Below are 24,076 nucleotides of genomic sequence, written 5' to 3'. Positions count from 1 at the left end.
CGATGGCACAGACGCAGCGCGCTCAGGGCCCGTCCGACCCCGAGGCGACTGGCGGCGACATGTCGGACTCCCATGACGCGCCGGAACTGTGGGGCAACGGCGGTCTCGTAGGCGACGGCCGTTACCGGCTGACGCGCAGGCTCGGCCGGGGCGGTATGGCGGAGGTCTTCGCGGCCGAGGACGTCCGGCTCGGCCGGACCGTCGCCGTGAAGCTGCTCCGCTCGGACCTGGCGGAGGACCCCGTCTCCAAGGCGCGCTTCACGCGTGAGGCGCAGTCGGTCGCGGGCCTCAACCACCACGCGGTGGTCGCGGTCTACGACTCGGGCGAGGACCGGGTCGGCAACAGCACCGTCCCCTACATCGTGATGGAGATCGTCGAGGGCCACACCATCCGCGACCTGCTGGTCAACGCGGAGGCACCCGGCCCGGAGCAGGCGCTCATCATCGTCTCCGGTGTCCTGGAGGCGCTCGCCTACAGCCACCAGCACGGCATCGTCCACCGCGACATCAAGCCGGCCAACGTCATCATCACCCACGCCGGCGCCGTCAAGGTCATGGACTTCGGCATCGCCCGCGCCCTGCACGGCGCCCAGTCGACGATGACGCAGACCGGCATGGTGATGGGCACCCCGCAGTACCTCTCCCCGGAGCAGGCGCTCGGCAAGGCCGTCGACCACCGCTCGGACCTCTACGCCACCGGCTGCCTCCTCTACGAGTTGCTGGCGCTGCGGCCCCCGTTCACCGGCGAGACGCCGCTCTCGGTGGTCTACCAGCACGTCCAGGACCAGGCGGTCCCGCCGTCCGAGGTCTCCGACGCGGCGCCGCCGGAGCTGGACGGCCTGGTCATGCGCTCCCTCGCCAAGGACCCGGACGACCGGTTCCAGAGCGCCGAGGAGATGCGTGGCCTGGTCCAGTACGGCCTCCAGATGCTCCAGCAGCAGGGCGGCCACACCCGGACCTGGAACACCGGCCCCGTCGACCTGCACGAGGGCGGCCACACCCCGGCCATGGGCGTCGGCGCCATGGGTGGCCACGGCGGCCTTCCGCACCCCGACCCGGGCACGATGCAGCAGCCGATGATCCGGCAGCCGGGCGTGCACGACGGCGGTTACGAGGGCGGTGGCCGGCCCGGCGGCTCCGGGCGCGGCCGGATGTGGCTGATCGCGGTGCTCGCGGTGCTGGCGATCGTCGGCGGCGTGGCCTTCGCCATGAACGGGCTGAACGAGAACGAGGGCGACAAGCCCCCGGTGAAGCCCTCCCCGACCTCCACCAAGGAGACCTCCTCGCCGTCCGCCTCGCCCACGGACGAGGAGACCGACGGGGAGACCGCGCCGGGCGACACCGGTGGCAACCAGCAGCCGTATCCGCCGGAGCAGACCGGCGACTCGGGCTGGTCGAACGAGCAGCCCACCGAGGACACCCCGGAGTCGCCGGCCAACCCGACGCCGACGGACGAGCAGCCCTCGCAGACCGAGGAGCCGCCGCCGACCGAGGAGGAGCCGCCGCCCACGGAGGAGGAGCCGCCTCCGACGGACGGGTCGCCTCCGGACGGCGAGACCGGCGGCGTGCAGTGAGCCCGACGGGCCCCTGGTCACCACGACCAGGGGCCCGTCCGCGTACCCCCGCCCGTGCGGCCCTGCTCCCCGCGCTCCGCGTGCATCCGGGCCACGTAGGCGGCGGCCTGGGAGCGGCGTTCCATGCCGAGTTTGGCGAGCAGGGCGGTGACGTAGTTCTTGATGGTCTTCTCGGCGAGGTGGAGGCGGTCGCCGATGGCCCGGTTGGTCAGGCCCTCGCCGATCAGGTCGAGGATGCGGCGTTCCTGCTCGGTGAGGCCGTTGAGGCGGTCGTCGTCCCTGGGGGCGCCGTGGCCGCGCAGCCGCTCCAGGACGCGGGCGGTGGCGGCCGGGTCGAGGAGGGACTTGCCGGCGGCGACCTGGCGGACGGCGTCGAGGAGGTCGCCGCCGCGGATGGCCTTCAGGACGTAGCCGGAGGCGCCCGCCATGATCGCGTCGAAGAGGGCCTCGTCGTCGGCGTACGAGGTGAGTATCAGGCACTTGACCGACTCGTCCCGCGAGCGGACCTCGCGGCAGACCTCGACCCCGCTGCCGTCCGGCAGCCGTACGTCCAGGACGGCGACGTCGGGGCGGGTGGCGGGGATGCGGGCCAGGGCCTCGGCGGCGGTGCCCGCCTCGCCGACGACCTCGATGTCGGCCTCCGACGACAGCATCTCGTGCACGCCCCGGCGCACCATCTCGTGGTCGTCGAGCAGGAATACCGTGATTTTTCCGCCTTCGGGCACGGAAGCAGTCTCACACACGAAGTCTTCCCGCGCCCGGGGTGAGCGGGATAACGTGCCGGTGTTCCGGCACCCTGCGAGGCTGTGACCTGGAGCTGTGCGCCGCTTTCCGGATTTACTTGGACTTCCGAGGAAAATCGCAGGTCAGGTAGGGTTTCGCGGATTTGCGCAGCACTGGGTAACGTGCATGTCACAGGCGTTCGCCGGGGCACCTGTCACGCCTTGTTCCCGGGCTCGCACCCACCCCGTGCGCGTACGGGTACGGGCGAGCCTCCCCCCGTCATCGACGAGGGGGCACCAGGCTCCCGGTGGACCCCGGGGGCCGGACCGACGGAGGAGCACACGTGACCGTGGAGAGCAGTGCCGCGCGAGGGACGCGCCGCGGCGGGACCGAGAACGGCGGCGACGCCGGACGGACCGCCCGGGCAGCCGAGTCCCCGAAGCCCGCCAAGCGGGCGACGGCGAAGGCGCCCGCCAAGACCGCTGCCAAGGCCCCGGCCAAGCGGACCCCCGCCAAGGCCACGAAGGCTGCGAAGACGGCGAAGACCGCCGAGCAGACCGGGCCCGCGACGCCCGCCGCCCCCGCCGAGCCGCAGCTCGTGCAGCTGCTGACGCCCGAGGGCAAGCGGGTCGCCGACGCCGAGTACGACCCGTACGTCGCCGACATCACCGCCGAGGAGCTGCGCGGCCTCTACCGCGACATGGTCCTCACCCGGCGTTTCGACGCGGAGGCCACCTCGCTCCAGCGCCAGGGCGAGCTGGGCCTGTGGGCCTCGCTGCTCGGCCAGGAGGCGGCGCAGATCGGCTCGGGCCGGGCGACCCGCGGGGACGACTGGGTCTTCCCGACCTACCGGGAGCACGGCGTGGCCTGGTGCCGGGGCGTCGACCCGGTCAACCTGCTCGGCATGTTCCGCGGCGTCAACCACGGCGGCTGGGACCCGAACAGCAACAACTTCCAGCTCTACACGATCGTCATCGGCTCCCAGACGCTGCACGCCACCGGGTACGCCATGGGCATCACCAAGGACGGCGCGGACTCCGCGGTCATCGCCTACTTCGGTGACGGCGCCTCCTCGCAGGGCGACGTCAACGAGGCGTTCACCTTCTCCGCGGTCTACAACGCGCCCGTCGTCTTCTTCTGCCAGAACAACCAGTGGGCCATCTCCGAGCCCACCGAGAAGCAGACCCGCGTCCCGCTCTACCAGCGCGCCAGCGGCTTCGGCTTCCCCGGCGTCCGCGTCGACGGCAACGACGTCCTCGCCTGCCTCGCCGTGACCAAGGCGGCGCTGGCCCGTGCCCGGCGGGGCGAGGGCCCGACGCTGGTCGAGGCGTTCACCTACCGGATGGGCGCCCACACCACCTCCGACGACCCGACCCGCTACCGCTCCGACGACGAGCGGGAGTCGTGGGAGGCCCGCGACCCGATCCAGCGGCTCCGCGCCCACCTGGAGGCGGAGGGCCACGCCGACGAGGCGTTCTTCGCGGAGCTGGAGGAGGAGAGCGAGGCGCTCGGCCGCCGCGTACGGGAGGCGGTACGGGCGATGCCCGACCCCGACCCGATGGCGATGTTCGAGCACACCTACGCGGACGGGCACGCCCTCGTGGACGAGGAGCGGGCCGAATTCGCGGCGTACCAGGCGTCGTTCGAGGACGCCGACGTGACCGGGAAGGCGAACTGATCATGGCTACGGAGAAGCTCGCGCTCGCCCGCGCCCTCAACGAATCGCTGCGCACCGCCCTGGAGAGCGACCCGAAGGTCCTCATCATGGGCGAGGACGTCGGCAAACTCGGCGGTGTCTTCCGCGTCACCGACGGTCTCCAGAAGGACTTCGGCGAGGACCGGGTGATCGACACCCCGCTCGCCGAGTCCGGCATCGTCGGCACCGCGATCGGCCTGGCCCTGCGCGGCTACCGGCCGGTCGTGGAGATCCAGTTCGACGGCTTCGTCTTCCCCGCGTACGACCAGATCGTCACGCAGCTCGCCAAGATGCACGCCCGTTCGCTGGGCACGGTGAAGCTGCCGATCGTCATCCGCATCCCCTACGGCGGCGGCATCGGCGCCGTGGAGCACCACAGCGAGTCCCCGGAGGCGCTGTTCGCGCACGTCCCCGGCCTCAAGGTGGTCTCCCCGGCCAACGCGGCCGACGGCTACTGGATGCTCCAGCAGGCCATCCAGAGCGACGACCCGGTGATCTTCTTCGAGCCGAAGCGCCGCTACTGGGACAAGGCCGAGGTCGACCGCGAGGCGATCCCCGCCCCGCTGCACGGCGCCCAGGTGGCCCGTGCGGGCACCGACCTGACGCTGGCCGCCTACGGCCCGATGGTGAAGGTCTGCCTGGCGGCGGCCGACGCCGCGGCCGAGGAGGGCAAGTCGGTGGAGGTGCTGGACCTGCGCTCGATGTCGCCGGTCGACTTCGACGCGATCCAGCGCTCGGTGGAGCGCACCCGTCGGCTGGTCGTGGTCCACGAGGCCCCGGTCTTCCTGGGCACCGGGGCGGAGATCGCCGCCCGCATCACCGAGCGGTGCTTCTACCATCTGGAGGCGCCCGTGCTGCGGGTCGGCGGTTACCACGCGCCGTACCCGCCGGCGCGGATCGAGGAGGAGTACCTGCCGGGCCTCGACCGGGTGCTCGACGCCGTCGACCGCTCGCTGGCGTTCTGAGGGAGAGGGACGTGACGACGATGACGGAATCCGCCCAGGCGGTACGCGAGTTCAAGATGCCCGACGTGGGCGAGGGCCTCACCGAGGCCGAGATCCTCAAGTGGTACGTCCAGCCGGGCGACACGGTCACCGACGGCCAGGTCGTCTGCGAGGTGGAGACGGCCAAGGCGGCGGTGGAGCTGCCGATCCCCTTCGACGGGACGGTGCGCGAGTTGCGCTTCGCCGAGGGCACCACGGTCGACGTCGGCCAGGTGATCATCTCGGTGGCCACCGGCGGTGCCGAGGCTCCGGCCCCGGAGCCGGAGGCGGCCCCCGCCGAGGCTCCCGCGGCCGAGGCGGAGAGCGCCGAGCCCCAGGGCCGCCAGCCGGTCCTGGTCGGCTACGGCGTCTCCGAGTCCTCCACCAAGCGCCGGGCCCGCCGCTCGGCCGAGCCGGCCCCGGCCGCCCAGGCCCCGGCTCCCGAGGCGCCCGCCCCGGCTCCGGCGCCCGCCCCGGCCGCCCCCGTGGCCAACGGCACCCCGGTCTCCGGCGCCGACCGGCCGCTGGCCAAGCCGCCGGTGCGCAAGCTGGCCAAGGACCTCGGGGTCGACCTGGCCACCGTGGTGCCGACCGGCGAGGGCGGCGTGGTCACCCGGGAGGACGTCCACGCGGCGGCCGCCCCGCAGGCCCCGGCCGAGCCCGCCCCGGCCCCCGCCCCGCAGCCTGAGGCCGCCTCGGCCCCCCGGGCCGCCGCCCCCGCCCCGGACGCCCGCGAGACGCGCGTCCCGGTCAAGGGCGTACGGAAGGCCACGGCGCAGGCGATGGTCGGCTCGGCGTTCACCGCGCCGCACGTCACCGAGTTCGTCACGGTGGACGTGACGCGCACGATGAAGCTGGTCGAGAAGATGAAGGCCGACAAGGACCTGGCCGGCGTGCGGATCAACCCGCTCCTCATGGTGGCCCGTGCCCTGCTGGTCGCCATCCGCCGCAACCCGGACATCAGCGCCGCCTGGGACGAGGCCAACCAGGAGATCGTGCGCAAGCACTACGTGAACCTGGGCATCGCCGCCGCCACCCCGCGCGGCCTGATCGTCCCGAACATCAAGGACGCCCAGGCCAAGACCCTGCCGGAACTGGCCGCCGCCCTCGGCGAGCTGGTCTCCACGGCCCGCGAGGGCCGCACCTCCCCGGCGGACATGCAGGGCGGCACGGTGACCATCACCAACGTCGGTGTCTTCGGCGTCGACACCGGTACGCCCATCCTCAACCCGGGGGAGTCCGCCATCCTCGCCTTCGGCGCGGTGAAGTGGCAGCCCTGGGTCCACAAGGGCAAGGTCAAGCCCCGCCAGGTCACCACCCTGGCGCTCTCCTTCGACCACCGCCTGGTCGACGGCGAGCTCGGCTCCAAGGTCCTCGCCGACGTGGCGGCGGTCCTGGAACACCCCAAGCGGCTGCTGACCTGGACGTGACGACGGTGGTTTCTCAGCCCGGCCGGGGTTTGAGGCCACATGCAAGCCCGGCCGGCGTGTGAGGCCACCCCACCCGGGCGGCCGACGACCGAAGTCTTGAGGGGCGTCCGTGCACCACGGACGCCCCTCTCGGTTTCACGTGAAACATCCCGATGTTTCACGTGAAACCGACGCCCCCTCAAAGAGGCGCCCCAGCGCCTCAGTCCTGCTGCGCGCCCTGCGGCAGCGGCTTCACCTTGAGGGTGCTCGTGGTCTTCTTGCCGAAGCCGTAGTCGAGCATCTTGCCGGCGTCCGCGTACCGGTTGCTGTCGTTGAGGATGACCCCGACCAGCGACTTGCCGTTCTTCGTCGCGGAGAAGATCAGGCAGGGTCCCGCGGCGGTCCCGGTCCCGGTCTTGGCCCCGGTGGCGCCCTTGTAGGAGCCGAGCAGCTTGTTGGTGTTGTACCAGGTGTAGGTGCGGGTCCCGCCGCCCTTCGCGGTGGCCTTCTGCTTGGTGGAGGCCGCCTTCACCACGGTCTTGAAGGTGCTGTTCTTCATGGCGTGCCGGGCCAGCTTGGCCAGGTCGCGCGGGGTCGAGTAGTTGTTGCCGGCCTTGGAGATGCCGTCGAAGGAGTCGAACTTGGTGTTCGTCATCCCCAGCGACTTGGCCTTGGCGTTCATCTTGGAGATGAACGACTTGGTGCGGGCGGAGACGGTGGTGCCGCTGCCGAAGGTGTCGGCCAGGGCGTAGGCGGCGTCGCAGCCGGAGGGCAGCATCGTCCCGTAGAGCAGCTGGCGGACGGTCAGCTTGTCGCCGGTGCGCAGGTCGGCGGTGGAAGCGCCGTTCTTGGCGACGTAGTCACGGTAGGTCTGCTTGACCGTGACCTTCTTGTCCAGATTGACGCCCTTGGTGTCGAGGACGACGGCGACGGCCATGGTCTTGGTGGTGCTGGCCATCTGCCGCTTGGTGTCGGCGCTCTTGCTGAAGACCGTTTTCCCGCTGGTGGCGTCCATCAGGAAGGCGCCCTTGGCGCTGACCTTGGGCGCGGCGGCGGCCGAGGCGGCCGCGGCGGGGCTGACGAGGGGACCGGCGACCAGTACCGCGCCGGTGGTGAGGAGGACGGCGGCCGCGCGGCGACCGCCCGAAATGCCGAAAGTCACTGGGGAAGCTCCGAGTTCGCGTTCCTTGCCCGGGATCTCCCTGGATTCCGGACGCGCAGAGCAGACTCTCGAACGAGGTGAAGGGTTGTACAGCCAAGTGCCGTCCGAGCCGCGGGAGAGAGGGGTTCCGGACGGTGTCGCGCGGTCCGGGCGCGGGAACCCGCAGGTGGGGCCCGGTGCTCCCGCGCGCGCCTCGCACATGTGACCAAGGTCATCGTCCACATCGCGGGAAGGCCCGACGGCCCACTGATGGTGTACGCGTCATGTATCTATCCTGTGTGCATGCCTTCAGCGCCCCCGACCTCCGCCGCCGAGAAGAAGCCGCCCGCCGCCGACCGCGTCTACCGGCACGTGAAGCAGGCCGTCCTGGACCGCAGCTACGCGGGCGGCACCCTCCTCACCGAAGGCGGCCTCGCCGAGGCCGTGGGGGTCTCCCGCACCCCGGTCCGCGAGGCGCTGCTGAAGCTGGAGGTGGAGGGGCTGCTGAAGCTCTACCCGAAGAAGGGCGCCCTGGTCCTGCCGGTCTCCGCCCAGGAGATCGCCGACGTGGTCGAGACCCGGCTGCTGGTCGAGGAGCACGCCGCCCGCCGGGCCGTCCCCGCCCCCGCCGCCCTCATCACCCGCCTGGAGCGGCTCCTCGCCGAGCAGCGCGACCTCGCCGAGGCCGGCGACCTCGCCGCCGTCTCCGACAAGGACCGCTCCTTCCACGCCGAGATCGTCCGCAACGCGGGCAACCAGATCCTCTCCCGCCTCTACGACCAGCTCCGCGACCGCCAGTTGCGGATGGGCGTCGCCGTCATGGAGGCCCACCCCGGCCGGATCGCCGCCAACCTCACCGAGCACGCCGAACTGCTGGAGGCGATCCGCTCCGGCGACGCCGAGGCCGCCGCCGCCTGCGTCCGCAGCCACGTCGGCCGCGTCCGCGAGCTGATCCGGGGGGAGGACCGGTGACCAGCTCGACCCCCACCCCGTCCGGCGCCGCCGGCTCCCCGGACGACTCCCCCGGCCCCGGCCTGCGCCCGCTCGACCCGCCCGGCGGCCGCCGCGCGGTCCTCGTCTGGTCGGCCGGCGTCTCCGTCTACTTCGTCGCGATCATCTTCCGCACCTCGCTCGGCGTCGCCGGACTCGACGCCGCCGACCGGTTCGAGATCAACGCCTCCGCCCTGTCGACCTTCTCCATCCTCCAGCTGCTGGTCTACGCCGGCATGCAGATACCCGTCGGCCTGATGGTCGACCGGCTGGGCACCAAGCGCGTCCTCACCTTCGGCGTCATCCTCTTCACTCTCGGCCAGCTCGGCTTCGCCTTCTTCCCGCACTACGGCATGGCGCTGTTCTCCCGCGCCCTGCTCGGCTGCGGCGACGCGATGACCTTCATCTCCGTGCTGCGGCTGGGCTCCCGCTGGTTCCCCGCCCGGCGCGGTCCGCTCGTCGGGCAGCTCGCCGGGCTGGTGGGCATGGCCGGCAACCTCGTCTCCACCCTGGTCCTCGCCCGGCTGCTGCACGGCATCGGCTGGGAGGCGGCCTTCGGCGGCAGCGCCCTCCTCGGCGTCCTGGTCCTCGCCGTGATGCTGGTCTTCCTCAAGGACCACCCCGAGGGCCACGCCCCGCCGCCCGTCCCCAAGGAGCACCGCGGCGCCGCCTTCGTCCGCCACCAGATCGCCCGCAGCTGGTCCGAACCCGGCACCCGGCTCGGCATGTGGACGCACTTCACCACGCAGTTCCCCGCCATGGTCTACCTGCTGCTCTGGGGACTGCCCTACCTCGTCGAGGCGCAGGGCATGACCCGCGCCGAGGCCGGCGAACTCCTCACCCTCGTCGTCCTCTCCAACATGGTGATCGGCCTCGTCTACGGCCAGCTGATCGCCCGTAACCACCGGGCCCGCAGCGCCATCGTGCTGGGCACCATCCTTGCCGCCGCCGTCTGCTGGGCCGCCGTGCTCGGCTGGCCGGGCACCGCCCCGGCCTGGCTGCTGCTGGTGCACGCGCTGGTGCTCGGCGCCTGCGGACCCGCCTCGATGGTCGGCTTCGACTTCGCCCGGCCGGCCAACCCGCCCGAGCGGCAGGGCACCGCCTCCGGCATCGTCAACATGGGCGGCTTCACCGCCTCCATGACCTCGCTGCTGGCCATCGGCATCCTGCTCGACCTCACCGACGACAACTACCGCATCGCCTTCTGCGCTCTCTTCGTCCTCCAGGCGCTCGGCACCGCGCAGATCCTCCGCCTGCGCCGCGCCGCCCTGCGCCGCGAGAGCGAACGGCTGGTCGCCAGCCGCGTGGAGACCGTCCACGTCCCCGCCTGACGGGGACAGCGACGACGCCGACGAAAGGCCCCGGCCCCGGTGCGAACCGGGACCGGGGCCTCAGCGCGTACACGCCGCCCGTGAGCTGTCTGTCCGCTACGGCGTCACCGCGAAGTTGTCCAGGATCGCCTGGGCCAGCTCCGCGTCGCCCTCGGTCTTCACCCGGTCCCCGACGGCCGGGTGCCGCACCCGCCCGGCCGCCAGCCTGATGTACGTCTCCCAGTCCAGGCTCAGCGTGACCGCCGGGCCGAGCGAGGGCGAGCCGTCGACCGAGCCGCGCCCCTCGGCGTCGACCCGTACCGTCCGCAGGAACTCCACCGGGCCCTGCACGTCCACGACGACGGCGGTGCCGGGAGGCGCGCCCGCCTCGCGGGCCACCACCTTCGCGAGGCCCGCCAGCAGCATGTCGCGGGTGACCAGCGCGCCCGGCGAGTCGAGGTTGCCGGGCTGTCCGAGCGCCGTCCGCAGGTCCTGCTCGTGGAGCCAGACGTCGAAGGCCCGCAGCCGCATGGCCGCTTCGAGGGTCGTCTCGGTGCCCAGCGGGCCGCGCAGCGTCGCCGAGGGCTCACGCGTTTCGTTCCGCAGCTGACGCGAGCGCCGGATGATCGTGTACTCCAGCTCGGCCGTCATCTCCGGCCCGGTGTGGTGGCGCCGGACGTCCACCTGCATCTCCATGTACCGCTGGAGGTCCGTCCGTACGTGGTACAGGTCCCGCGGCAGGGTGTGGATCGGCCGTGGATCGCCGAGCATCTCGCAGTCCAGCCCTATGACATGGGAGACCACGTCCCGCACCGACCAGGCCGGGCAGGGCGTGGCGAGGTTCCACTGCGCCTCGGGGAGGGGCTGGACCAGCTCCAATATCGCTTCGACGGAGTGGGTCCAGGCATCGGCGTAGGACTGAAGGCTGGGATGGAGACTCACGTGATCCCTCGGGCGAGTGGTGCGCGGGCGGTCGGATGGCGGCGGGTACGGGCGAACGGCGGTGCGAGCGGCCCGTACGGTCGTACGGGACCTCTCCGTACGCGCATCGTACGGACCACCGGTCCCCGGTCGCTTCGGACCAGGGCAGTCGGGCAACGGACAGCGGGCGGACGGACGGCTGACGGCTGGCTGACATCGTGCGGGCGGCGGACGGGCGGGCGGCGTCTGCTCAGGACGAGGGGCGGGCATGCCGGGTGATCGGTCCCCTCCGACGCGCCCCTTCGTGGAACAGCACAGTACGCTGCCCCATGGCACCCCGGCAGTGCTTTCGTGTGACGATCGTAGGCCCGTGTTGACGGCCCGAATGCCAGGACGGTGGTAGTGTGCGCGCCTCGCTCATCCAGATCTGTGTGGACCCGGCCGAATCGGTGGACGCCCGCAGGGACCGCGCGGTCGGCCTGATCCGCGAGCGATCCGGCTCCGACCTGGTCGTCCTCCCCGAACTCTGGACCACCGGCGCCTTCGCCTTCGACCACTTCGGCGAGCACGCCGAGGAGTTGCGCGGCCCCACCTTCCTCGCCCTCTCCGAGGCCGCCCGCGACGCCGGGGTCTGGCTGCACGGCGGTTCCATCCCCGAACACGACGCCGAGGGCCGCCTCTACAACACCTCGCTGGTCTTCGCCCCCGACGGCACCCTCGCCGCCTCCTACCGCAAGATCCACCGCTTCGGCTTCGACCAGGGCGAGGCCGTCCTGATGGGCGCCGGCGACCGCCTGGTCACCGTCGCCCTCCCCGAGACCACCCTCGGCCTCGCCACCTGCTACGACCTGCGCTTCCCCGAGCAGTTCCGCGGCCTGGTCGACGCGGGCGCCGAGACCCTGGTGGTCCCCGCCGGCTGGCCCGCCCGCCGCGCCGCCCACTGGTCCCTGCTCGCCCGCGCCCGCGCCGTCGAGAACCAGGCGTACGTCCTGGCCTGCGGCACCGCCGGCACCCACGCCGGAACCGAACAGGCCGGCCGCTCCGTCGTCGTCGACCCCTGGGGCGAGGTGCTGGCCGAGGCGGGCACGGACGAGGAGATCCTCACCGTCGACTTCGACCCGACGACGGTCGCCGCCACCCGCGACCGCTTCCCGGCCCTGAAGGACCGCCGACTGGGCCTGGCCGAGCCGAAGGAGCTGCGGCCGTAGCGCCGCTGCCGTGGCGAGGGGCGGGGGCGTCAGTCGTTCCGCTCCTTCTCGGCCAGCGTGATCACGCACACCGCGATGGCGATGACCAGCGCCGGGTCCATGTCGTCCCGGACGACGTCGACGCCGTAGGTGTCCCGCACGGTCAGCCAGCGCCGCGAGATCTGCGCCAGCAGCTCCCCGTCGTACTCGACCGCGAACTCCCGGTCGAGGATGCGTCCGCTGACGTCCAGTTCGGTCCCGTCGACCATGGTGACCCGGAAGTGGTTCCGCAACAGCGAGAGCCGCTTCCGCTTCACGGTGGCGAGCTTCTCGTCACCCCGCTCGATCACCATCGTGTCCCGCAGACTCACCAGCTTCTGCCGGATGTCGACGAGCACCCGCCCGTCCGCGTCCTTCAACTCGAAGGTGTCCCGCAGCCGCATGGCCTTGCCGTCGACGAGGTAGACCTTCCGCCCGTCGGCATCCTCGATCCAGTAGTCGTCGCCGACCCCGAAGATCCGTTCCCGCACGTGGAATCTCATGGGGGTCAGGTTCCCGCTGGGGGCGGGGGAATGCGCGGGCGGCGCGCGGGGAGGCGGCGAAGTCCGCCGGGCCTGGGCGGAGGCACCTAGCGGTGGTCCGCGTCGGCGGTGCCTTCCGGTGTGCGCAAACCTTGCCGATTCGCTGGGTCTTACCGCGTAGGCAGGGGACGCGCAGCCTGCCACAACTCCTCGGCGTGCTCGCTGAACCGCGCGAACATGCCTTTGTCCCCCTGCCTGCGGAGGTGCAACAGCGGCGAGTCGTGGCCGACGAGCCGGGCGAGGTGCGGGGTGACCAGGGCGTCGTGGTCGAAGCGGAAGACGGAGAGGCTCACGTGGTTGGTGGCGTCCTCGGGCGCACTGAACCGGGTCTCCACTCCGCCCAGCTCGCCCAGCCTGTCGAGGTTCTCCAAGGTGATGCGGATGCGTGTCGAGACGGAGAGAGCCACGTCCTCCACCACTTCCCGCTGCCGGGTCACCTGGCCCTCCGGATCGCCCAGGAGGAACCGCACCCGGCAGCCCTCGGCCGCCTTCCGGCGCAGGGTGTCCGCGAAGGCGGGAACCTGCGTCCAGAGGAAGTAGTTGGTGTACCCGGCGAAGAACAGTTCCTCGCCGGCCGAGTCGATCAGGTCCGCCCACACGGTCGACGGGCAGGCCGACCGGTACGGGTAGCTCTGGACGAGTTCACGGTCGTGGCCGCTCTTGATGCGGTCCTTGACTGCCTGCGGCCAGATCATGTCCTCATCCACTCCCAACGCCCGACAGGCGTCATCGCGGTTCCTTGCGTGGGGCCTCAGCCCGGAGTCTGCCAGCCACCGTTCCACGGTCTTGCTGGTGACCCCGATGCGCAGGGCGAGTTGGCGCGGGCTGAGTCCAGCATCCGCGATAGCCGAGCGCAGGGCAGAGTTCAAGGCATCTCCCACGGACGTTTGGGCCTTCTCCGACCGTAGCGAGAAGAGGCCCAGACGTCCCCCGATTCGCTGTCGATACGTCCTTGAGGGGCCGCGACGATGCTGCCATGAGCGAACCTACGAGGTACCAGACCGGCCCTGTGGAACTCCCTCTCCGCCTCGACCCGGAACCCACTCCGGTCGTCGGCTGCCCCTACTGCACCGAGCTGGCCCGTGTGCGGAGCTGGGCCCGGGCCGGTGGGGACGTGACGACCGTCAGCGATTGCAACGTGTTCCTGCGGCGGCATCCGGAGGGGCACGGGTGAGTCCGGCGTCGGGTCCGCGACTGTGTCACCCCCATGAACGCATGGCCGGGATGCACCCCCCGCCCCCGGTGGATGGCACCCTTGTCGTATGAGTAAGCGTGCACGTGTCCGCGCCCCTGAGCTGGTGGGAAAGGGCGGCTGGCTCAATACGGGTGGCGAGGAGCTGAGTCTCCGGGATCTTCGCGGGAAGATCGTGATCGCCGATTTCTGGACGTTCTGCTGTGTGAACTGTCTGCATGTCCTCGACGAGCTCCGGGAGCTGGAGGAGCGGCACCGGGACACCGTGGTGATCGTGGGGGTGCACTCGCCGAAGTTCGTGCACGAGGCGGAGCACCGGGCCGTCGTGGACGCGGTCGAGCGGTACGGGGTGGAGCACCCGGTGCTGGACGATCCGGAGCTGGTGACCTGGAAGCAGTACGCGGTGCGGGCCTGGCCGACGCTGGTGGTGATCGACCCCGAGGGGTACGTGGTCGCGCAGCACGCCGGTGAGGGGCACGCGCACGCCATCGAGAAGCTGGTCGAGGAGCTGGAGGCGGAGCACGCGGCGAAGGGGACGCTGCGGCGCGGCGACGGGCCGTACGTGCCGCCGGAGCCGGTGGCGGGGGCGCTGCGGTTCCCGGGGCGCGCGGTGCTGCTGCCCTCGGGGAACTTCCTGGTCAGCGACACGACGCGGCACCAGCTGGTGGAGCTGGCGGAGGACGGGGAGAGCGTCGTCCGGCGGATCGGTGGCGAGGGCGAGCGCGGGCTGGCCGACGGCGGTCCGGCCGAGGCGCGGTTCCACGAGCCGCAGGGCCTCGTGCTGACCCCGGAGGGCGACGCGGTGATCGTCGCGGACACCGTCAACCACGCGCTGCGCCGGGTCGAGCTGGCGAGCGGGGTGGTGTCGACGCCGACCGGGACCGGGCGGCAGTGGTGGCAGGGGTCGCCGGCCTCGGGCCCGGCCCGCGAGGTGGATCTTTCCTCGCCGTGGGACGTGGCCTGGTTCGGCGGCAAGGTGTGGATCGCCATGGCGGGGACGCACCAGCTGTGGACGTACGACCCGCAGGCCGGGACGGTCGCCGTGGCGGCCGGGACCACCAACGAGGGTCTTGTCGACGGGCCCGGGGCCGAGGCGTGGTTCGCGCAGCCCTCGGGGCTGGCGGCGGACGGGGACGAGCGGCTGTGGGTGGCCGACTCGGAGACCTCGGCGCTGCGCTGGGTCGACCCGGAGGGCACCGTGCACACGGCGGTCGGCACCGGCCTCTTCGACTTCGGGCACCGGGACGGCGAGGCCTCGCAGGCCCTGTTCCAGCACCCGCTGGCGGTCACGGTGCTGCCCGACGGTTCGGTCGCGGTCAGCGACACGTACAACCACGCGCTGCGCCGTTACGACCCGGTCTCCGGCGAGGTGAGCACCCTCGCGACGGATCTGCGGGAGCCCTCGGGGGCGGTGCTGGTCGGCGAGGAGATCGTGGTGGTCGAGTCGGCGCGGCACCGGCTGACGCGGTTGCGGCTGCCCGAGGAGGCGGTACGCGTGGAGGCGGTCGCGCACCGCACGCAGCGGGCGGCCACCGAGATCGCGCCGGGCAAGCTCCGCCTCGACGTGGTCTTCCAGGCGCCGGCCGGCCAGAAGCTGGACACCCGGTACGGGCCGTCCACCCGGCTGCTGGTCTCCTCGACCCCGCCCGAGCTGCTGCTCGACGGGGACGGCGCGGGCACGGACCTCTTCCGGGAGCTGCCGCTCAACCCGGAGATCACCGAGGGTGTGCTGCACGTCTCGGCGATGGCCGCCTCCTGCGACGACCCGGCTGGGGGCACCTCCCAGTCGAAGACTGGGGGAGAGTATCCGGCGTGCCACGTGCATCAGCAGGACTGGGGTGTCCCGGTGCGCGTCGTGGCCCCGGGTGAGGGGGACGGCGCGGACCGGCTGGCGCTCGTCCTCGCCGGGATGGACGAGGACGGGGCCGGCTCCTGACCGCCGCCGTCAGCTCCGCCCTCAGAGGAGGCGGTCGTCGTGGGTGCGGCCGCCTTCCACGACCGGCGGGGCCTGCGTCATGAGCAGCCGCCGGCGGCGGGCGATGCTGGTGAACGCGATGGTGCCGATCACGCCGACGAGCATGAGGATCGCGCCGACCAGGGTGAGGTTGACGCCCTCCAGCTCCCAGTCGGTCGCGAAGGTGAGGATCGCTCCCACGGCGATGAGGATGATGCATCCGCCGAGGCCCATGGCTGTCGCCTCCTGTAGGTGGGCGGCGAGCCGGCCCTCCCGGTTGGAGGGGCGGCGCTCGCGCGCCCTGTCGTAAGCCTGTGCAAGGGGCGCGTACCCCCGCGTCCCGCAGGCAAGCGGCGAGGAGGCGGGTGGGCATGCGAAAGGCGGTGCCGGCCAAGCCTGGTGAGGCGCGGTCAGCACCGCCTTACGGCGTCGGGGGCAGCGCCCGGTCAGTTCTCCAGGAACGCCGTCAGGGCGTTGGCCAGCAGGAACGGGTCGTCGGCTCCGCACAGCTCGCGGGCGCTGTGCATGGAGAGAATGGCGACGCCGATGTCGACGGTCTTGATGCCGTGGCGGGCCGCGGTGATCGGGCCGATGGTGGTGCCGCAGGGCATCGCGTTGTTGGAGACGAAGTTCTGGAAGGGAACCCCGGCCTTCTCGCACGCCTCGGCGAAGACCGCGCGGCCTGAACCGTCCGTCGCGTAGCGCATGTTGACGTTGACCTTGAGGATCGGTCCGCCGTTGGCGCGCGGGTGGTGGGTCGGGTCGTGCCGCTCCGGGTAGTTCGGGTGGACGGCGTGGCCGGTGTCCGAGGAGAGGCAGACCGTCCCGGCGAGGGCGCGGGCGCGGTCCTCGGGGGAGCCGCCGCGGGCGTAGACCGAGCGTTCCAGGACGGAGCCGAGGAGCGGGCCGTCGGCACCGGTGTCGGACTGCGAGCCGTTCTCCTCGTGGTCGAAGGCGGCCAGTACCGGGATGTGCGGCAGGTTCCCGGTGGCGGCGGCGGCCGCGAGCGCGGCGGCGCCGGCGTGCACGGAGAGGAGGTTGTCCATGCGGGGCCCGGCGACCAGTTCGCGGTCCCGGCCCAGGTAGGCGGGGGCCTCCACGGGGTGCGGCATGAGGTCCCAGCCGACCACGTCGGCGGCGTCGACGCCCGCCTCCTCGGCGACGAAGGCGATGAGGTCGCCTTCCTGGACGTCGTCCCCGAGACCCCAGATCGGCTGCATGTGCTTCTGCCGGTCCAGCTTCAGGCCGTCGTTGGCGCCCCGGTCCAGGTGGATGGCGAGCTGCGGGACGCGCAGCAGCGGCCGGTCGATGTTGACCAGGACGTCGCGGCCGTCCCGGAGGGTGATCCGCCCGGCGAGGCCGAGGTCCCGGTCGAGCCAGGTGTTGAGCAGCGTGCCGCCGTACAGCTCCACGGCGACCTGCCGCCAGCCCGCGGCGCCGGTGTCCGGCAGCGGCTTGACCCGCAGGTTCGGGGAGTCGGTGTGCGCGCCGACGATCCGGAAGGGGGTGTGGGGCTCGGCGCCCTCCGGGACGAACCAGGCGATGAGCGCGCCGCCCCGCAGGACGTACTTGCCGCCGGTGGTCCCGTCCCAGGCGTCGGTCTCCTCGACCTGGCGGAAACCGGCCTTCTCCAGCCGCTCGGCCGCGTTGGCCACCGCGTGGTACGGGGACGGGCTCGCCGCCAGGTAGGTGAGGAGGTCGTCGGTGTGGCCGCGGTCGAAGCGGGCGGGTCTGCTCATACGTCCAGCCTAACCAGGCGTCTCGCCCAGTGGACCGGGGGCGGCGGAGACCGGGCGATTCCGGGGGAAGCCCCGGCAGGCCGGACAAGGCCCCGTCGCTCCTCCTGGCATGTTTCACGTGGAACAACGCCTCGGCCGCCAAGCCTCGTGGGAGGGCTCAGCGCGGATGTTTCACGTGAAACCAGATGTTTCACGTGAAACACCGGAAGCCGGGACGTCGGGCCGCGCGTCAGGCCGCGCGACGCCTGTGCCCACCCGGGCCGGGGAAGTCTCCCGGTCGCGCCCGGCACCGCCAACTCCACCCCCGCTCCACGCTGTTCATCCTCGCGTCCCGGCGTTGTCAGTGCCCCGTGCCACCATCGCGGCAGGCGCGTGGGACCGGGCAGGTCGGGGGTCCGGCCCGGGCCCGCGCGCTGTCGGACCGCCACCGGAGGCGGACCGGCGGTGACCGCCGACCGAGGGGGGGACCAGGTGACCTCGCAGACCTACCGCTCCGCGTACACCGCCCGTGAGCCCGGTGTCCGGGCTCTGCCCGAGAACTCCCGGCGGCGGCCGCCCGCCCTCCCGCGCCAGGCCGGGCCGCCCGGTCCCGCCTGTCCGGCCTGCGGGGCGCCGGGGGCGCGGTGGCACGGCCCGCTGGCGCTGCCGCTCTGCCCCAGCTGCACGGGGGCGGCCTCGCCCGCGCCGGCCGGTGAACCGGTCCGGCTGGGGGACCTGCTGCCGGTGATGACGGCGACGCTGGTCCGCGCCGAGCACGGCCAGCCGCTGCCCGAGCGGTCGAAGGCGGTGCCGTCGCCGGGCGAGGGCAAGCCGATGACCTGCCGCTACTGCCTGGCCCCCGGCCGCTGGCACACCACGGTCGGCGGGGCCTGGATACCGATGGAGCCGGACCCGTTCCCCGCGTACCGGGTCCCGGCGCGGCACCGGTGGCGGATCGCGCCGGACGGGACGGCGGTGCCGTTGGGCCGGGCGGTCCCGGCGGACACCTGCCGGGTCAGCCACTTCTCGGTCTGCCCGGCCCGCCCGGCCCCCGTGGAGTCCCCCGAGCTGATGACGCGCTGGCGCTCGCACGGCGGGCGGGGCTGAGCCCCGCCCGGGCTCACGGGAGCAGGACGACCTTCCCCGAGGTCCGGCGGGCTGCCATCTCCGCGTGGGCGTGGGCGGCGTCGCCGAGGGCGAAGGTCTGGTAGGCGGCCTCCAGGCTTCCGTCCGCCCCCGCCTCCAGGGCACGGGTGCGGGAGAGGCGGCGATCACCGTCGGCGGCGGCCCAGCGGGCGATGGCCGGGATCACCTCGACCGAACGGGCGGCGGCCTCCTCCGGGACCGGGGCGAACCACTCGCCGGAGGCGCAGCCGATGGTCACCAGGCGCCCGCCGTCTGCCAGCAGCCCGTACGCCTCGGCGGCCTTGGTCCCGCCGACGCCGTCGAGGACGGCGGTGACGGGCCGGGCGGTGCCGAAGTGGGCGCGGACCTCGTCGCTCCATCCCGGCCGGTCGTAGTCGACGGCGAGGTCGGCGCCGAGCCCCCGTACCGTCTCGGTCTTGGCGGGCCCGCCCGCCGCGCCGATCACGGTGGTGCCGAGCCGGCGGACGTGCGGGACGGCGAGGCGGCCGATGCCTCCGGCGGCGGAGAGGACCAGCAGGACGTCCTCGGGCGCCGGGGCGACCTGGTCGAGGAAGTCGAGGGTGATGGCACCGGTGCCGATCAGGGTGACGGCGGCCTCGTACCCGAGGGAGTGGGGGAGTTCGTGCAGCTCGGAGACAGGCGTGGTGACCAGTGAGGCGTAGCCGCCGGGGCTCGGGGACCGGGTGACGACGCGCCGTCCGAGCCACTCGGCGCCGACCCCGTCCCCGACCGCGTCGACGGTGCCCGCCGTCTCGCTGCCCATGATCGCGGGCAGCTCGGGCGCGGGCGGCAGACCCTCCCCGCCGCCGGCCCGCAGGTGTCCCTCGATGAAGTGGACGCCACTGGCACGGACGGCGATCCGGACCTCACCCGCCCCCGGAACCGGGTCGGGGACCTCCTCGTACCGCAGCACCTCGGGGCCGCCGTACTCGTGCATGACCACTGCCTTCATCGTCCTTCTCCTCCGTGCGCGCCGTCGTGGACACCGGCCGCCCCCGTGGTGGCCGGTCGTACGGCCACCCTGCGACCTCGACCGGACTTCAGGTCAAGAGCGCGAGGCGGGGGCGCCGGGCGGTTAACGTCCTCCCATGCCGCAGCTGATCGAGCCCTCCCCCGCCCTGCACGCCTCCTGGCTGGAAGCCGAAGCCGAGTGGGAGGCGCTGGGCACCCAGGACGGGGCGGGCCGGCACCTCGTGCCGGAGCAGGGGCTGGAGACGGCGGAGGGGTTCCGGCGGTGGACCGAGGCCCTGCGGGAGCAGGAGACCAACCCGGCCGGCGGGTACGTGCCGGCCACCCACCGCTGGATCGTCGAGGAGGGCACCTTCCTCGGCGCGATCGACCTGCGCCACCGGCTCAACGGCTTCCTCTTCGAGGCGGGCGGCCACATCGGCTACTCGGTGCGGCCGTCGGCGCGTGGCCGGGGCGTCGCCACCTGGGCGCTCGGCGAGATGCTGGAGGAGGCCAGGGCGCGCGGCATCGGCCAGGTCCTGATCACCTGCGACGAGGACAACGAGGCGTCGGCGCGGGTCGCCGAGCACCACGGCGCGGTCCTGGAGGACGTCCGGGACACGGTGCTGGGCCGCAAGTGCCGGTTCTGGATCACCCTCGACGACTGAGGGAGCGCGCGTACGCGAGCGGGAGCACCGGGAGAACGCAGAAGGCCCGCTCCCCTGCGAGAGGGGAGCGGGCCTTCACCCGGTACTGCTACGGCCCTGCGCGGACCGTCAGGCGGCGCTGGCGCTGATCAGAAGGACGCCTCGTCCAGCTCCATGACGTCCAGGTCGACGGCCTCGGCGAGGGCGCGGGCCTGGGCGACGCCGGGCAGGACGTTGGCGGCGAAGAACTTCGCGGCCGCGATCTTGCCCTCGTAGAACGCCTTGTCCTTGGCGGAGGCGGTCTCCAGCGCGGCGGCGGCGACGGCGGCCGACTTGACCAGCAGGTAGCCGACGACGACGTCACCGGAGGCCTGGAGCAGGCGCGTGGTGTTGAGGCCGACCTTGTAGATGGACTTGACGTCCTTCTCGGTGCCGGCGAGGTCGGTCAGCATGACGCCGACCAGCGCCTCCAGCTCCACGGCGGCCTTGGCGAGCTGCTCGCGGGCACCGGCGAGGGCGTCGCCGCCCTGGGCCTCGGCGAGGAAGCCCTTGATCTCACCGGCGAGGGTGTTCAGGGCGGCGCCCTGGTTGCGGACGATCTTCCGGAAGAAGAAGTCCTGGCCCTGGATCGCGGTGGTGCCCTCGTAGAGGGTGTCGATCTTGGCGTCGCGGATGTACTGCTCGATCGGGTACTCCTGGAGGTACCCGGAGCCGCCGAAGGTCTGGAGCGACTGCGCGAGCTGCTCGTACGACTTCTCCGAGCCGTAGCCCTTGACGATGGGCAGGAGCAGGTCGTTCAGGGCGTGGTCGGCCGTGGCGTCCTCGCCGGCGGCCTCCTTGACCTGGATGGTGTCCTGCACCGCGGCGGTGTAGAGCACCAGGGTGCGCATGCCCTCGGCGTAGGCCTTCTGCGTCATGAGCGAGCGGCGCACGTCGGGGTGGTGGGTGATGGTGACCTTGGGCGCGGTCTTGTCCATGAACTGCGCGAGGTCGGGACCCTGCACGCGCTCCTTGGCGTACTCCAGGGCGTTGAGGTAGCCGGTGGAGAGGGTGGCGATGGCCTTCGTGCCGACCATCATGCGGGCGAACTCGATGATGCGGAACATCTGGCGGATGCCGTCGTGCTTGTCGCCGATGAGCCAGCCCTTGGCGGGGTGCTTGTCGCCGAAGGTCATCTCGCAGGTGTTGGACGCCTTGAGGCCCATCTTGTGCTCGACGTTGGTGGCGTAGGCGCCGTTGCGGGCGCCGATCTCGCCGGTCTCCCAGTCGAACTCGTACTTCGGGACGAGGAAGAGGGAGAGGCCCTTGGTGCCGGGGCCGGCGCCCTCGGGGCGGGCGAGGACGTAGTGGAGGATGTTCTCCGACATGTCGTGCTCACCCGAGGTGATGAAGCGCTTCACGCCCTCGATGTGCCAGCTGCCGTCCGCCTGCTCGACGGCCTTGGTGCGGCCGGCGCCGACGTCCGAACCGGCGTCCGGCTCGGTCAGGACCATCGTGGAGCCCCACTGGCGCTCGACGGCGATCTCGGCGGCCTTCTTCTGGACCTCGTTGCCCTCCTCGAAGAGGATGCCGGCGAAGGCCGGGCCGGAGGAGTACATCCAGATGGCGGGGTTGGCACCGAGGATCAGCTCGGCGTGGGCCCAGATGAGGGAGCGGGGCGCGGTGGTGCCGCCGATCTCCTCGGGCAGGCCCAGGCGCCAGTACTCGGACTCCATGAAGGCCTTGTAGGACTTCTTGAAGGACTCGGGCAGCGGCGCGGTGTTCGTCTCGGGGTCGAAGACCGGCGGGTTGCGGTCCGCGTCCGCGAAGGAGTCGGCCAGGTCGTTCTCCGCGAGGCGGGCGACCTCCTCCAGGATGCTCTTGGCGGTGTCGACGTCCATCTCCGCGAACGGGCCCGTGCCGTACTGCTTGTCGCGACCGAGCACCTCGAAGAGGTTGAACTCGATGTCGCGGAGGTTCGACTTGTAGTGGCCCATGGCGCAAGGCTCCGTCTGTCTCGGGAGGCAAGATCCTCGATGCAATACCGGGTGGTAACTACCGATGATGCTACCGGTCAGTAATAAGAAGCAACCCCTAACCGCCCATCTGTGACTCGATACTCGTTACCCTTCTGAACATGTACGGCTACGACCAGAACGCGGGCGCCCAGCAGCACTACGCTCCGCCCCAGGCGGGAGGCTACGGCGACCCGCAGCAGGCCGGCGGGATCGGCGGGTACGGCCAGCCGCAGCAGCCGGCCTACCCGGAGCCGTCGCCGCCCTCGCTGGCCGAGGCCGTGCGGGCCTTCACCACCGGGGCGATGGGGGGCGAGGACTTCCAGCAGGTCTTCGCCACGTCGAAGGTGTACTGCCCCCGGGGGGACAACCCGGGGTTCCTGGCGCTGCACAACACCCAGCAGCCGGTCATCCCCATGTTCACCTCCCTGAAGGAACTTCGCAGGTACGCGGGGAAGGACTCCAAGTACTTCGTGATCACCGGGGCCGAGGTGATCGATCTGCTGCCGACGGGGTACGGGTTCGTCCTCGACATGGAGGGGGAGCACCGCATGGTGTTCGACGCCAAGGCCGTCGAGGAGATGGTCGACTTCGCCATGCGGCGGATGTACGGGTAGCGCTGCGCGCTCGGGTCCGGGTCTGCTTCTGGCTTGCCCCTGGCGGGGCTGGGGCTAAACCCGGTTTCCCCGGTGTGGGGGATGTCTTGGCGGCGGTGTCGCCGGCCTCCGGCCGGGCTCGTCCTCAAGCGCCGGACGGGCTTGAGTGTCCTCAAGCGCCGGACGGGCTTAAGTGTCCTCAAGCGCCGGACGGGCTGAGTTCGGGCCCGGCACTGTTCACCAGTGCCGGGCCCGTTTCTCGTCACGAGCGCCCGGCCCGCCTCCCGTCGCCGGGAATGGTTTCGGGGTGGGTGGGGTTGTGGGTGGCAGGTAGTTCATTCTTCAACTACTCTGAGGTTGGCCTAGGAGGTCCGAGATGCCCGCAGTGACCGTTGAGAATCCGCTGACCCTGCCCCGAGTGGTCGCCGACGCCGATGCCGTGCAGCGGCCGGTGCTGGCGGTGACGACCGCGCCGAGCGGTTTCGAGGGGGAGGGGTTTCCGGTGCGCCGCGCGTTCGCCGGGATCAACTACCAGCACCTGGACCCGTTCATCATGATGGACCAGATGGGTGAGGTGGAGTACGCGGCAGGGGAGCCGAAGGGCACGCCGTGGCACCCGCACCGGGGCTTCGAGACGGTCACGTACATCATCGACGGGACCTTCATCCACCAGGACTCCAACGGTGGCGGCGGGACCATCACCAACGGCGACACCCAGTGGATGACCGCCGGGTCGGGGCTGCTGCACATCGAGACGCCGCCGGAGTCGCTGGTCATGTCGGGCGGGCTCTTCCACGGGCTCCAGCTCTGGGTCAACCTGCCCGCCAAGGACAAGATGAAGGACCCGCGCTACCAGGACATCCGCGGTGGCCAGGTCAAGCTGCTGACCACCGGGGACGGCGGGGCGCTGCTTCGGGTCATCGCGGGTGACTTCGACGGCCACGAGGGTCCGGGCATCACCCACACCCCGATCACCATGATCCACGCCTCCGTCCGCCCCGGCGCCGAGGTGACCCTGCCCTGGCGCGAGGAGTACAACGGCCTGGCGTACGTCCTCGCCGGGCGCGGCACCGTCGGCACCGACCGCCGGCCGGTCCGCACCGGCCAGACCGCGGTCTTCGGCGCCGGGTCGGCGCTGACCCTGCGGGCCGACGAGAGCCAGGACGAGCACACCCCCGACCTGGAGGTCGTCCTGCTCGGCGGCAAGCCGCTGCGCGAGCCGATGGCGCACTACGGCCCGTTCGTCATGAACACCCGCGCCGAACTCCAGCAGGCCTTCGAGGACTTCCAGGCCGGCCGCCTCGGTACCGTCCCCGCGGTCCACGGCATGTAGGACGGCGGACCCTGACGCCCCGTCACCCGAGCG

22 protein-coding genes are annotated in these 24,076 nt (G+C 72.1%); 13 read left to right on the top strand and 9 right to left on the bottom strand.

Going from position 1 to position 24,076, the window contains the following annotated elements; genetic code table 11:
• Nucleotides 1-2 precede the first annotated feature (2 nt).
• Complete coding sequence (locus tag OIM89_RS14765) at nucleotides 3-1,574, top strand: protein kinase domain-containing protein (RefSeq protein ID WP_151168815.1); 1,572 nt, start codon at nucleotides 3-5, stop codon at nucleotides 1,572-1,574.
• 17 nt (nucleotides 1,575-1,591) lie between these two features.
• Here OIM89_RS14765 and OIM89_RS14760 read toward each other — a convergent pair whose 3' ends face one another.
• Nucleotides 1,592-2,299 carry a response regulator gene (locus tag OIM89_RS14760; RefSeq protein ID WP_264491338.1) on the bottom strand — a complete coding sequence of 236 codons (708 nt, stop codon included), beginning with the start codon at nucleotides 2,297-2,299 and terminating at the stop codon, nucleotides 1,592-1,594.
• A 341-nt stretch (nucleotides 2,300-2,640) separates the two neighbouring features.
• Between OIM89_RS14760 and pdhA the strand changes: the two genes are divergently transcribed.
• From pdhA to OIM89_RS14745, 3 genes are read left to right on the top strand one after another with little or no spacing between them, the layout of a single operon-like run.
• Entirely contained in the window at nucleotides 2,641-3,975 is a 1,335-nt protein-coding gene (pdhA, locus tag OIM89_RS14755) for a pyruvate dehydrogenase (acetyl-transferring) E1 component subunit alpha (protein WP_030696967.1), read from the top strand.
• Nucleotides 3,976-3,977: 2 nt separating this feature from the next.
• Entirely contained in the window at nucleotides 3,978-4,958 is a 981-nt protein-coding gene (locus OIM89_RS14750) for an alpha-ketoacid dehydrogenase subunit beta (protein WP_003949310.1), read from the top strand.
• A gap of 20 nt (nucleotides 4,959-4,978) precedes the next feature.
• Entirely contained in the window at nucleotides 4,979-6,406 is a 1,428-nt protein-coding gene (locus OIM89_RS14745; protein WP_264491790.1) for a dihydrolipoamide acetyltransferase family protein, read from the top strand.
• A gap of 199 nt (nucleotides 6,407-6,605) precedes the next feature.
• On the opposite strand, the gene OIM89_RS14740 is transcribed toward OIM89_RS14745, so the two are convergent.
• Nucleotides 6,606-7,547: a D-alanyl-D-alanine carboxypeptidase family protein gene (locus tag OIM89_RS14740; protein ID WP_030696970.1), complete on the bottom strand. Its 942-nt coding sequence runs from the start codon at nucleotides 7,545-7,547 to the stop codon at nucleotides 6,606-6,608.
• Between the two features lie 282 nt (nucleotides 7,548-7,829).
• On the opposite strand from OIM89_RS14740, the gene OIM89_RS14735 reads away from it, so the two are divergent.
• A complete protein-coding gene (locus OIM89_RS14735) occupies nucleotides 7,830-8,498 on the top strand; it encodes a GntR family transcriptional regulator (RefSeq protein ID WP_030696971.1) in 669 nt (222 codons plus the stop codon).
• The gene (locus OIM89_RS14730) at nucleotides 8,495-9,847 is read left to right on the top strand and encodes an MFS transporter (RefSeq protein WP_078858047.1); all 1,353 of its coding nucleotides are present in this window, start codon (nucleotides 8,495-8,497) and stop codon (nucleotides 9,845-9,847) included. The genes OIM89_RS14735 and OIM89_RS14730 overlap by 4 nt, the downstream gene beginning before the upstream one ends.
• Nucleotides 9,848-9,943: 96 nt before the next feature.
• Here the strand turns inward: OIM89_RS14730 and OIM89_RS14725 are convergent, their stop codons facing one another.
• Entirely contained in the window at nucleotides 9,944-10,768 is an 825-nt protein-coding gene (locus OIM89_RS14725; protein WP_030696973.1) for a maleylpyruvate isomerase family mycothiol-dependent enzyme, read from the bottom strand.
• 383 nt (nucleotides 10,769-11,151) lie between these two features.
• On the opposite strand from OIM89_RS14725, the gene OIM89_RS14720 reads away from it, so the two are divergent.
• Nucleotides 11,152-11,955, top strand: coding sequence for a carbon-nitrogen family hydrolase (locus OIM89_RS14720; protein WP_030696974.1), 804 nt, complete (start codon nucleotides 11,152-11,154; stop codon nucleotides 11,953-11,955).
• 29 nt (nucleotides 11,956-11,984) lie between these two features.
• On the opposite strand, the gene OIM89_RS14715 is transcribed toward OIM89_RS14720, so the two are convergent.
• Nucleotides 11,985-12,476: an LURP-one-related/scramblase family protein gene (locus OIM89_RS14715; protein ID WP_030696975.1), complete on the bottom strand. Its 492-nt coding sequence runs from the start codon at nucleotides 12,474-12,476 to the stop codon at nucleotides 11,985-11,987.
• A gap of 149 nt (nucleotides 12,477-12,625) precedes the next feature.
• Complete coding sequence (locus OIM89_RS14710) at nucleotides 12,626-13,210, bottom strand: DNA-binding protein (RefSeq protein WP_030696976.1); 585 nt, start codon at nucleotides 13,208-13,210, stop codon at nucleotides 12,626-12,628.
• Between the two features lie 281 nt (nucleotides 13,211-13,491).
• On the opposite strand from OIM89_RS14710, the gene OIM89_RS14705 reads away from it, so the two are divergent.
• Nucleotides 13,492-13,689, top strand: a complete 198-nt coding sequence (locus OIM89_RS14705) for a hypothetical protein (RefSeq protein WP_078951609.1) — start codon at nucleotides 13,492-13,494, stop codon at nucleotides 13,687-13,689.
• 88 nt (nucleotides 13,690-13,777) lie between these two features.
• Nucleotides 13,778-15,643, top strand: a complete 1,866-nt coding sequence (locus tag OIM89_RS14700; protein ID WP_264491337.1) for an NHL domain-containing thioredoxin family protein — start codon at nucleotides 13,778-13,780, stop codon at nucleotides 15,641-15,643.
• 21 nt (nucleotides 15,644-15,664) lie between these two features.
• On the opposite strand, the gene OIM89_RS14695 is transcribed toward OIM89_RS14700, so the two are convergent.
• Nucleotides 15,665-15,895, bottom strand: a complete 231-nt coding sequence (locus tag OIM89_RS14695) for a DUF6458 family protein (protein WP_175458697.1) — start codon at nucleotides 15,893-15,895, stop codon at nucleotides 15,665-15,667.
• 212 nt (nucleotides 15,896-16,107) lie between these two features.
• On the bottom strand, nucleotides 16,108-17,400 hold the full coding sequence (locus OIM89_RS14690) for a M18 family aminopeptidase (RefSeq protein WP_030696978.1): 1,293 nt from the start codon (nucleotides 17,398-17,400) through the stop codon (nucleotides 16,108-16,110).
• A 471-nt stretch (nucleotides 17,401-17,871) separates the two neighbouring features.
• Here OIM89_RS14690 and OIM89_RS14685 point away from each other — a divergent pair, with 471 nt between their 5' ends.
• Nucleotides 17,872-18,486 carry a DUF6083 domain-containing protein gene (locus OIM89_RS14685; RefSeq protein ID WP_030696979.1) on the top strand — a complete coding sequence of 205 codons (615 nt, stop codon included), beginning with the start codon at nucleotides 17,872-17,874 and terminating at the stop codon, nucleotides 18,484-18,486.
• A 13-nt stretch (nucleotides 18,487-18,499) separates the two neighbouring features.
• Here OIM89_RS14685 and OIM89_RS14680 read toward each other — a convergent pair whose 3' ends face one another.
• Entirely contained in the window at nucleotides 18,500-19,477 is a 978-nt protein-coding gene (locus tag OIM89_RS14680; protein ID WP_195730709.1) for a zinc-binding dehydrogenase, read from the bottom strand.
• Nucleotides 19,478-19,613: 136 nt separating this feature from the next.
• Here OIM89_RS14680 and OIM89_RS14675 point away from each other — a divergent pair, with 136 nt between their 5' ends.
• Nucleotides 19,614-20,141 carry a GNAT family N-acetyltransferase gene (locus OIM89_RS14675; RefSeq protein ID WP_030696981.1) on the top strand — a complete coding sequence of 176 codons (528 nt, stop codon included), beginning with the start codon at nucleotides 19,614-19,616 and terminating at the stop codon, nucleotides 20,139-20,141.
• A gap of 128 nt (nucleotides 20,142-20,269) precedes the next feature.
• Here OIM89_RS14675 and OIM89_RS14670 read toward each other — a convergent pair whose 3' ends face one another.
• Nucleotides 20,270-22,096: an acyl-CoA dehydrogenase gene (locus tag OIM89_RS14670; protein ID WP_030696982.1), complete on the bottom strand. Its 1,827-nt coding sequence runs from the start codon at nucleotides 22,094-22,096 to the stop codon at nucleotides 20,270-20,272.
• Between the two features lie 140 nt (nucleotides 22,097-22,236).
• Here OIM89_RS14670 and OIM89_RS14665 point away from each other — a divergent pair, with 140 nt between their 5' ends.
• Both OIM89_RS14665 and OIM89_RS14660 read left to right on the top strand, forming a co-directional pair.
• Complete coding sequence (locus OIM89_RS14665; RefSeq protein ID WP_003949293.1) at nucleotides 22,237-22,731, top strand: SseB family protein; 495 nt, start codon at nucleotides 22,237-22,239, stop codon at nucleotides 22,729-22,731.
• A 355-nt stretch (nucleotides 22,732-23,086) separates the two neighbouring features.
• Nucleotides 23,087-24,043 carry a pirin family protein gene (locus tag OIM89_RS14660; protein ID WP_217466313.1) on the top strand — a complete coding sequence of 319 codons (957 nt, stop codon included), beginning with the start codon at nucleotides 23,087-23,089 and terminating at the stop codon, nucleotides 24,041-24,043.
• Nucleotides 24,044-24,076: the final 33 nt, after the last annotated feature.

Source organism: Streptomyces sp. BI87, from assembly GCF_025957665.1.
In the GTDB taxonomy this organism is placed as follows: Bacteria; Actinomycetota; Actinomycetes; order Streptomycetales; family Streptomycetaceae; genus Streptomyces; species Streptomyces albidoflavus.
The sequence above is the reverse complement of the archived record's forward strand: the minus strand, read 5'-3'. Positions and strand labels throughout refer to the sequence as shown.

Excerpts from the sequence above, each read along its gene's own strand:
- OIM89_RS14765 (WP_151168815.1), top strand. The coding sequence starts at position 3 with ATGGCACAGACGCAGCGCGCTCAGGGCCCGTCCGACCCCGAGGCGACT.
- OIM89_RS14750 (WP_003949310.1), top strand. The coding sequence starts at position 3,978 with ATGGCTACGGAGAAGCTCGCGCTCGCCCGCGCCCTCAACGAATCGCTG.
- OIM89_RS14745 (WP_264491790.1), top strand. The coding sequence starts at position 4,979 with ATGACGGAATCCGCCCAGGCGGTACGCGAGTTCAAGATGCCCGACGTG.
- OIM89_RS14735 (WP_030696971.1), top strand. The coding sequence starts at position 7,830 with ATGCCTTCAGCGCCCCCGACCTCCGCCGCCGAGAAGAAGCCGCCCGCC.
- OIM89_RS14715 (WP_030696975.1), bottom strand. The coding sequence starts at position 12,476 with ATGAGATTCCACGTGCGGGAACGGATCTTCGGGGTCGGCGACGACTAC.
- OIM89_RS14710 (WP_030696976.1), bottom strand. The coding sequence starts at position 13,210 with ATGATCTGGCCGCAGGCAGTCAAGGACCGCATCAAGAGCGGCCACGAC.
- OIM89_RS14705 (WP_078951609.1), top strand. The coding sequence starts at position 13,492 with ATGAGCGAACCTACGAGGTACCAGACCGGCCCTGTGGAACTCCCTCTC.
- OIM89_RS14700 (WP_264491337.1), top strand. The coding sequence starts at position 13,778 with ATGAGTAAGCGTGCACGTGTCCGCGCCCCTGAGCTGGTGGGAAAGGGC.
- OIM89_RS14695 (WP_175458697.1), bottom strand. The coding sequence starts at position 15,895 with ATGGGCCTCGGCGGATGCATCATCCTCATCGCCGTGGGAGCGATCCTC.
- OIM89_RS14690 (WP_030696978.1), bottom strand. The coding sequence starts at position 17,400 with ATGAGCAGACCCGCCCGCTTCGACCGCGGCCACACCGACGACCTCCTC.
- OIM89_RS14680 (WP_195730709.1), bottom strand. The coding sequence starts at position 19,477 with ATGAAGGCAGTGGTCATGCACGAGTACGGCGGCCCCGAGGTGCTGCGG.
- OIM89_RS14675 (WP_030696981.1), top strand. The coding sequence starts at position 19,614 with ATGCCGCAGCTGATCGAGCCCTCCCCCGCCCTGCACGCCTCCTGGCTG.
- OIM89_RS14670 (WP_030696982.1), bottom strand. The coding sequence starts at position 22,096 with ATGGGCCACTACAAGTCGAACCTCCGCGACATCGAGTTCAACCTCTTC.
- OIM89_RS14665 (WP_003949293.1), top strand. The coding sequence starts at position 22,237 with ATGTACGGCTACGACCAGAACGCGGGCGCCCAGCAGCACTACGCTCCG.
- OIM89_RS14660 (WP_217466313.1), top strand. The coding sequence starts at position 23,087 with ATGCCCGCAGTGACCGTTGAGAATCCGCTGACCCTGCCCCGAGTGGTC.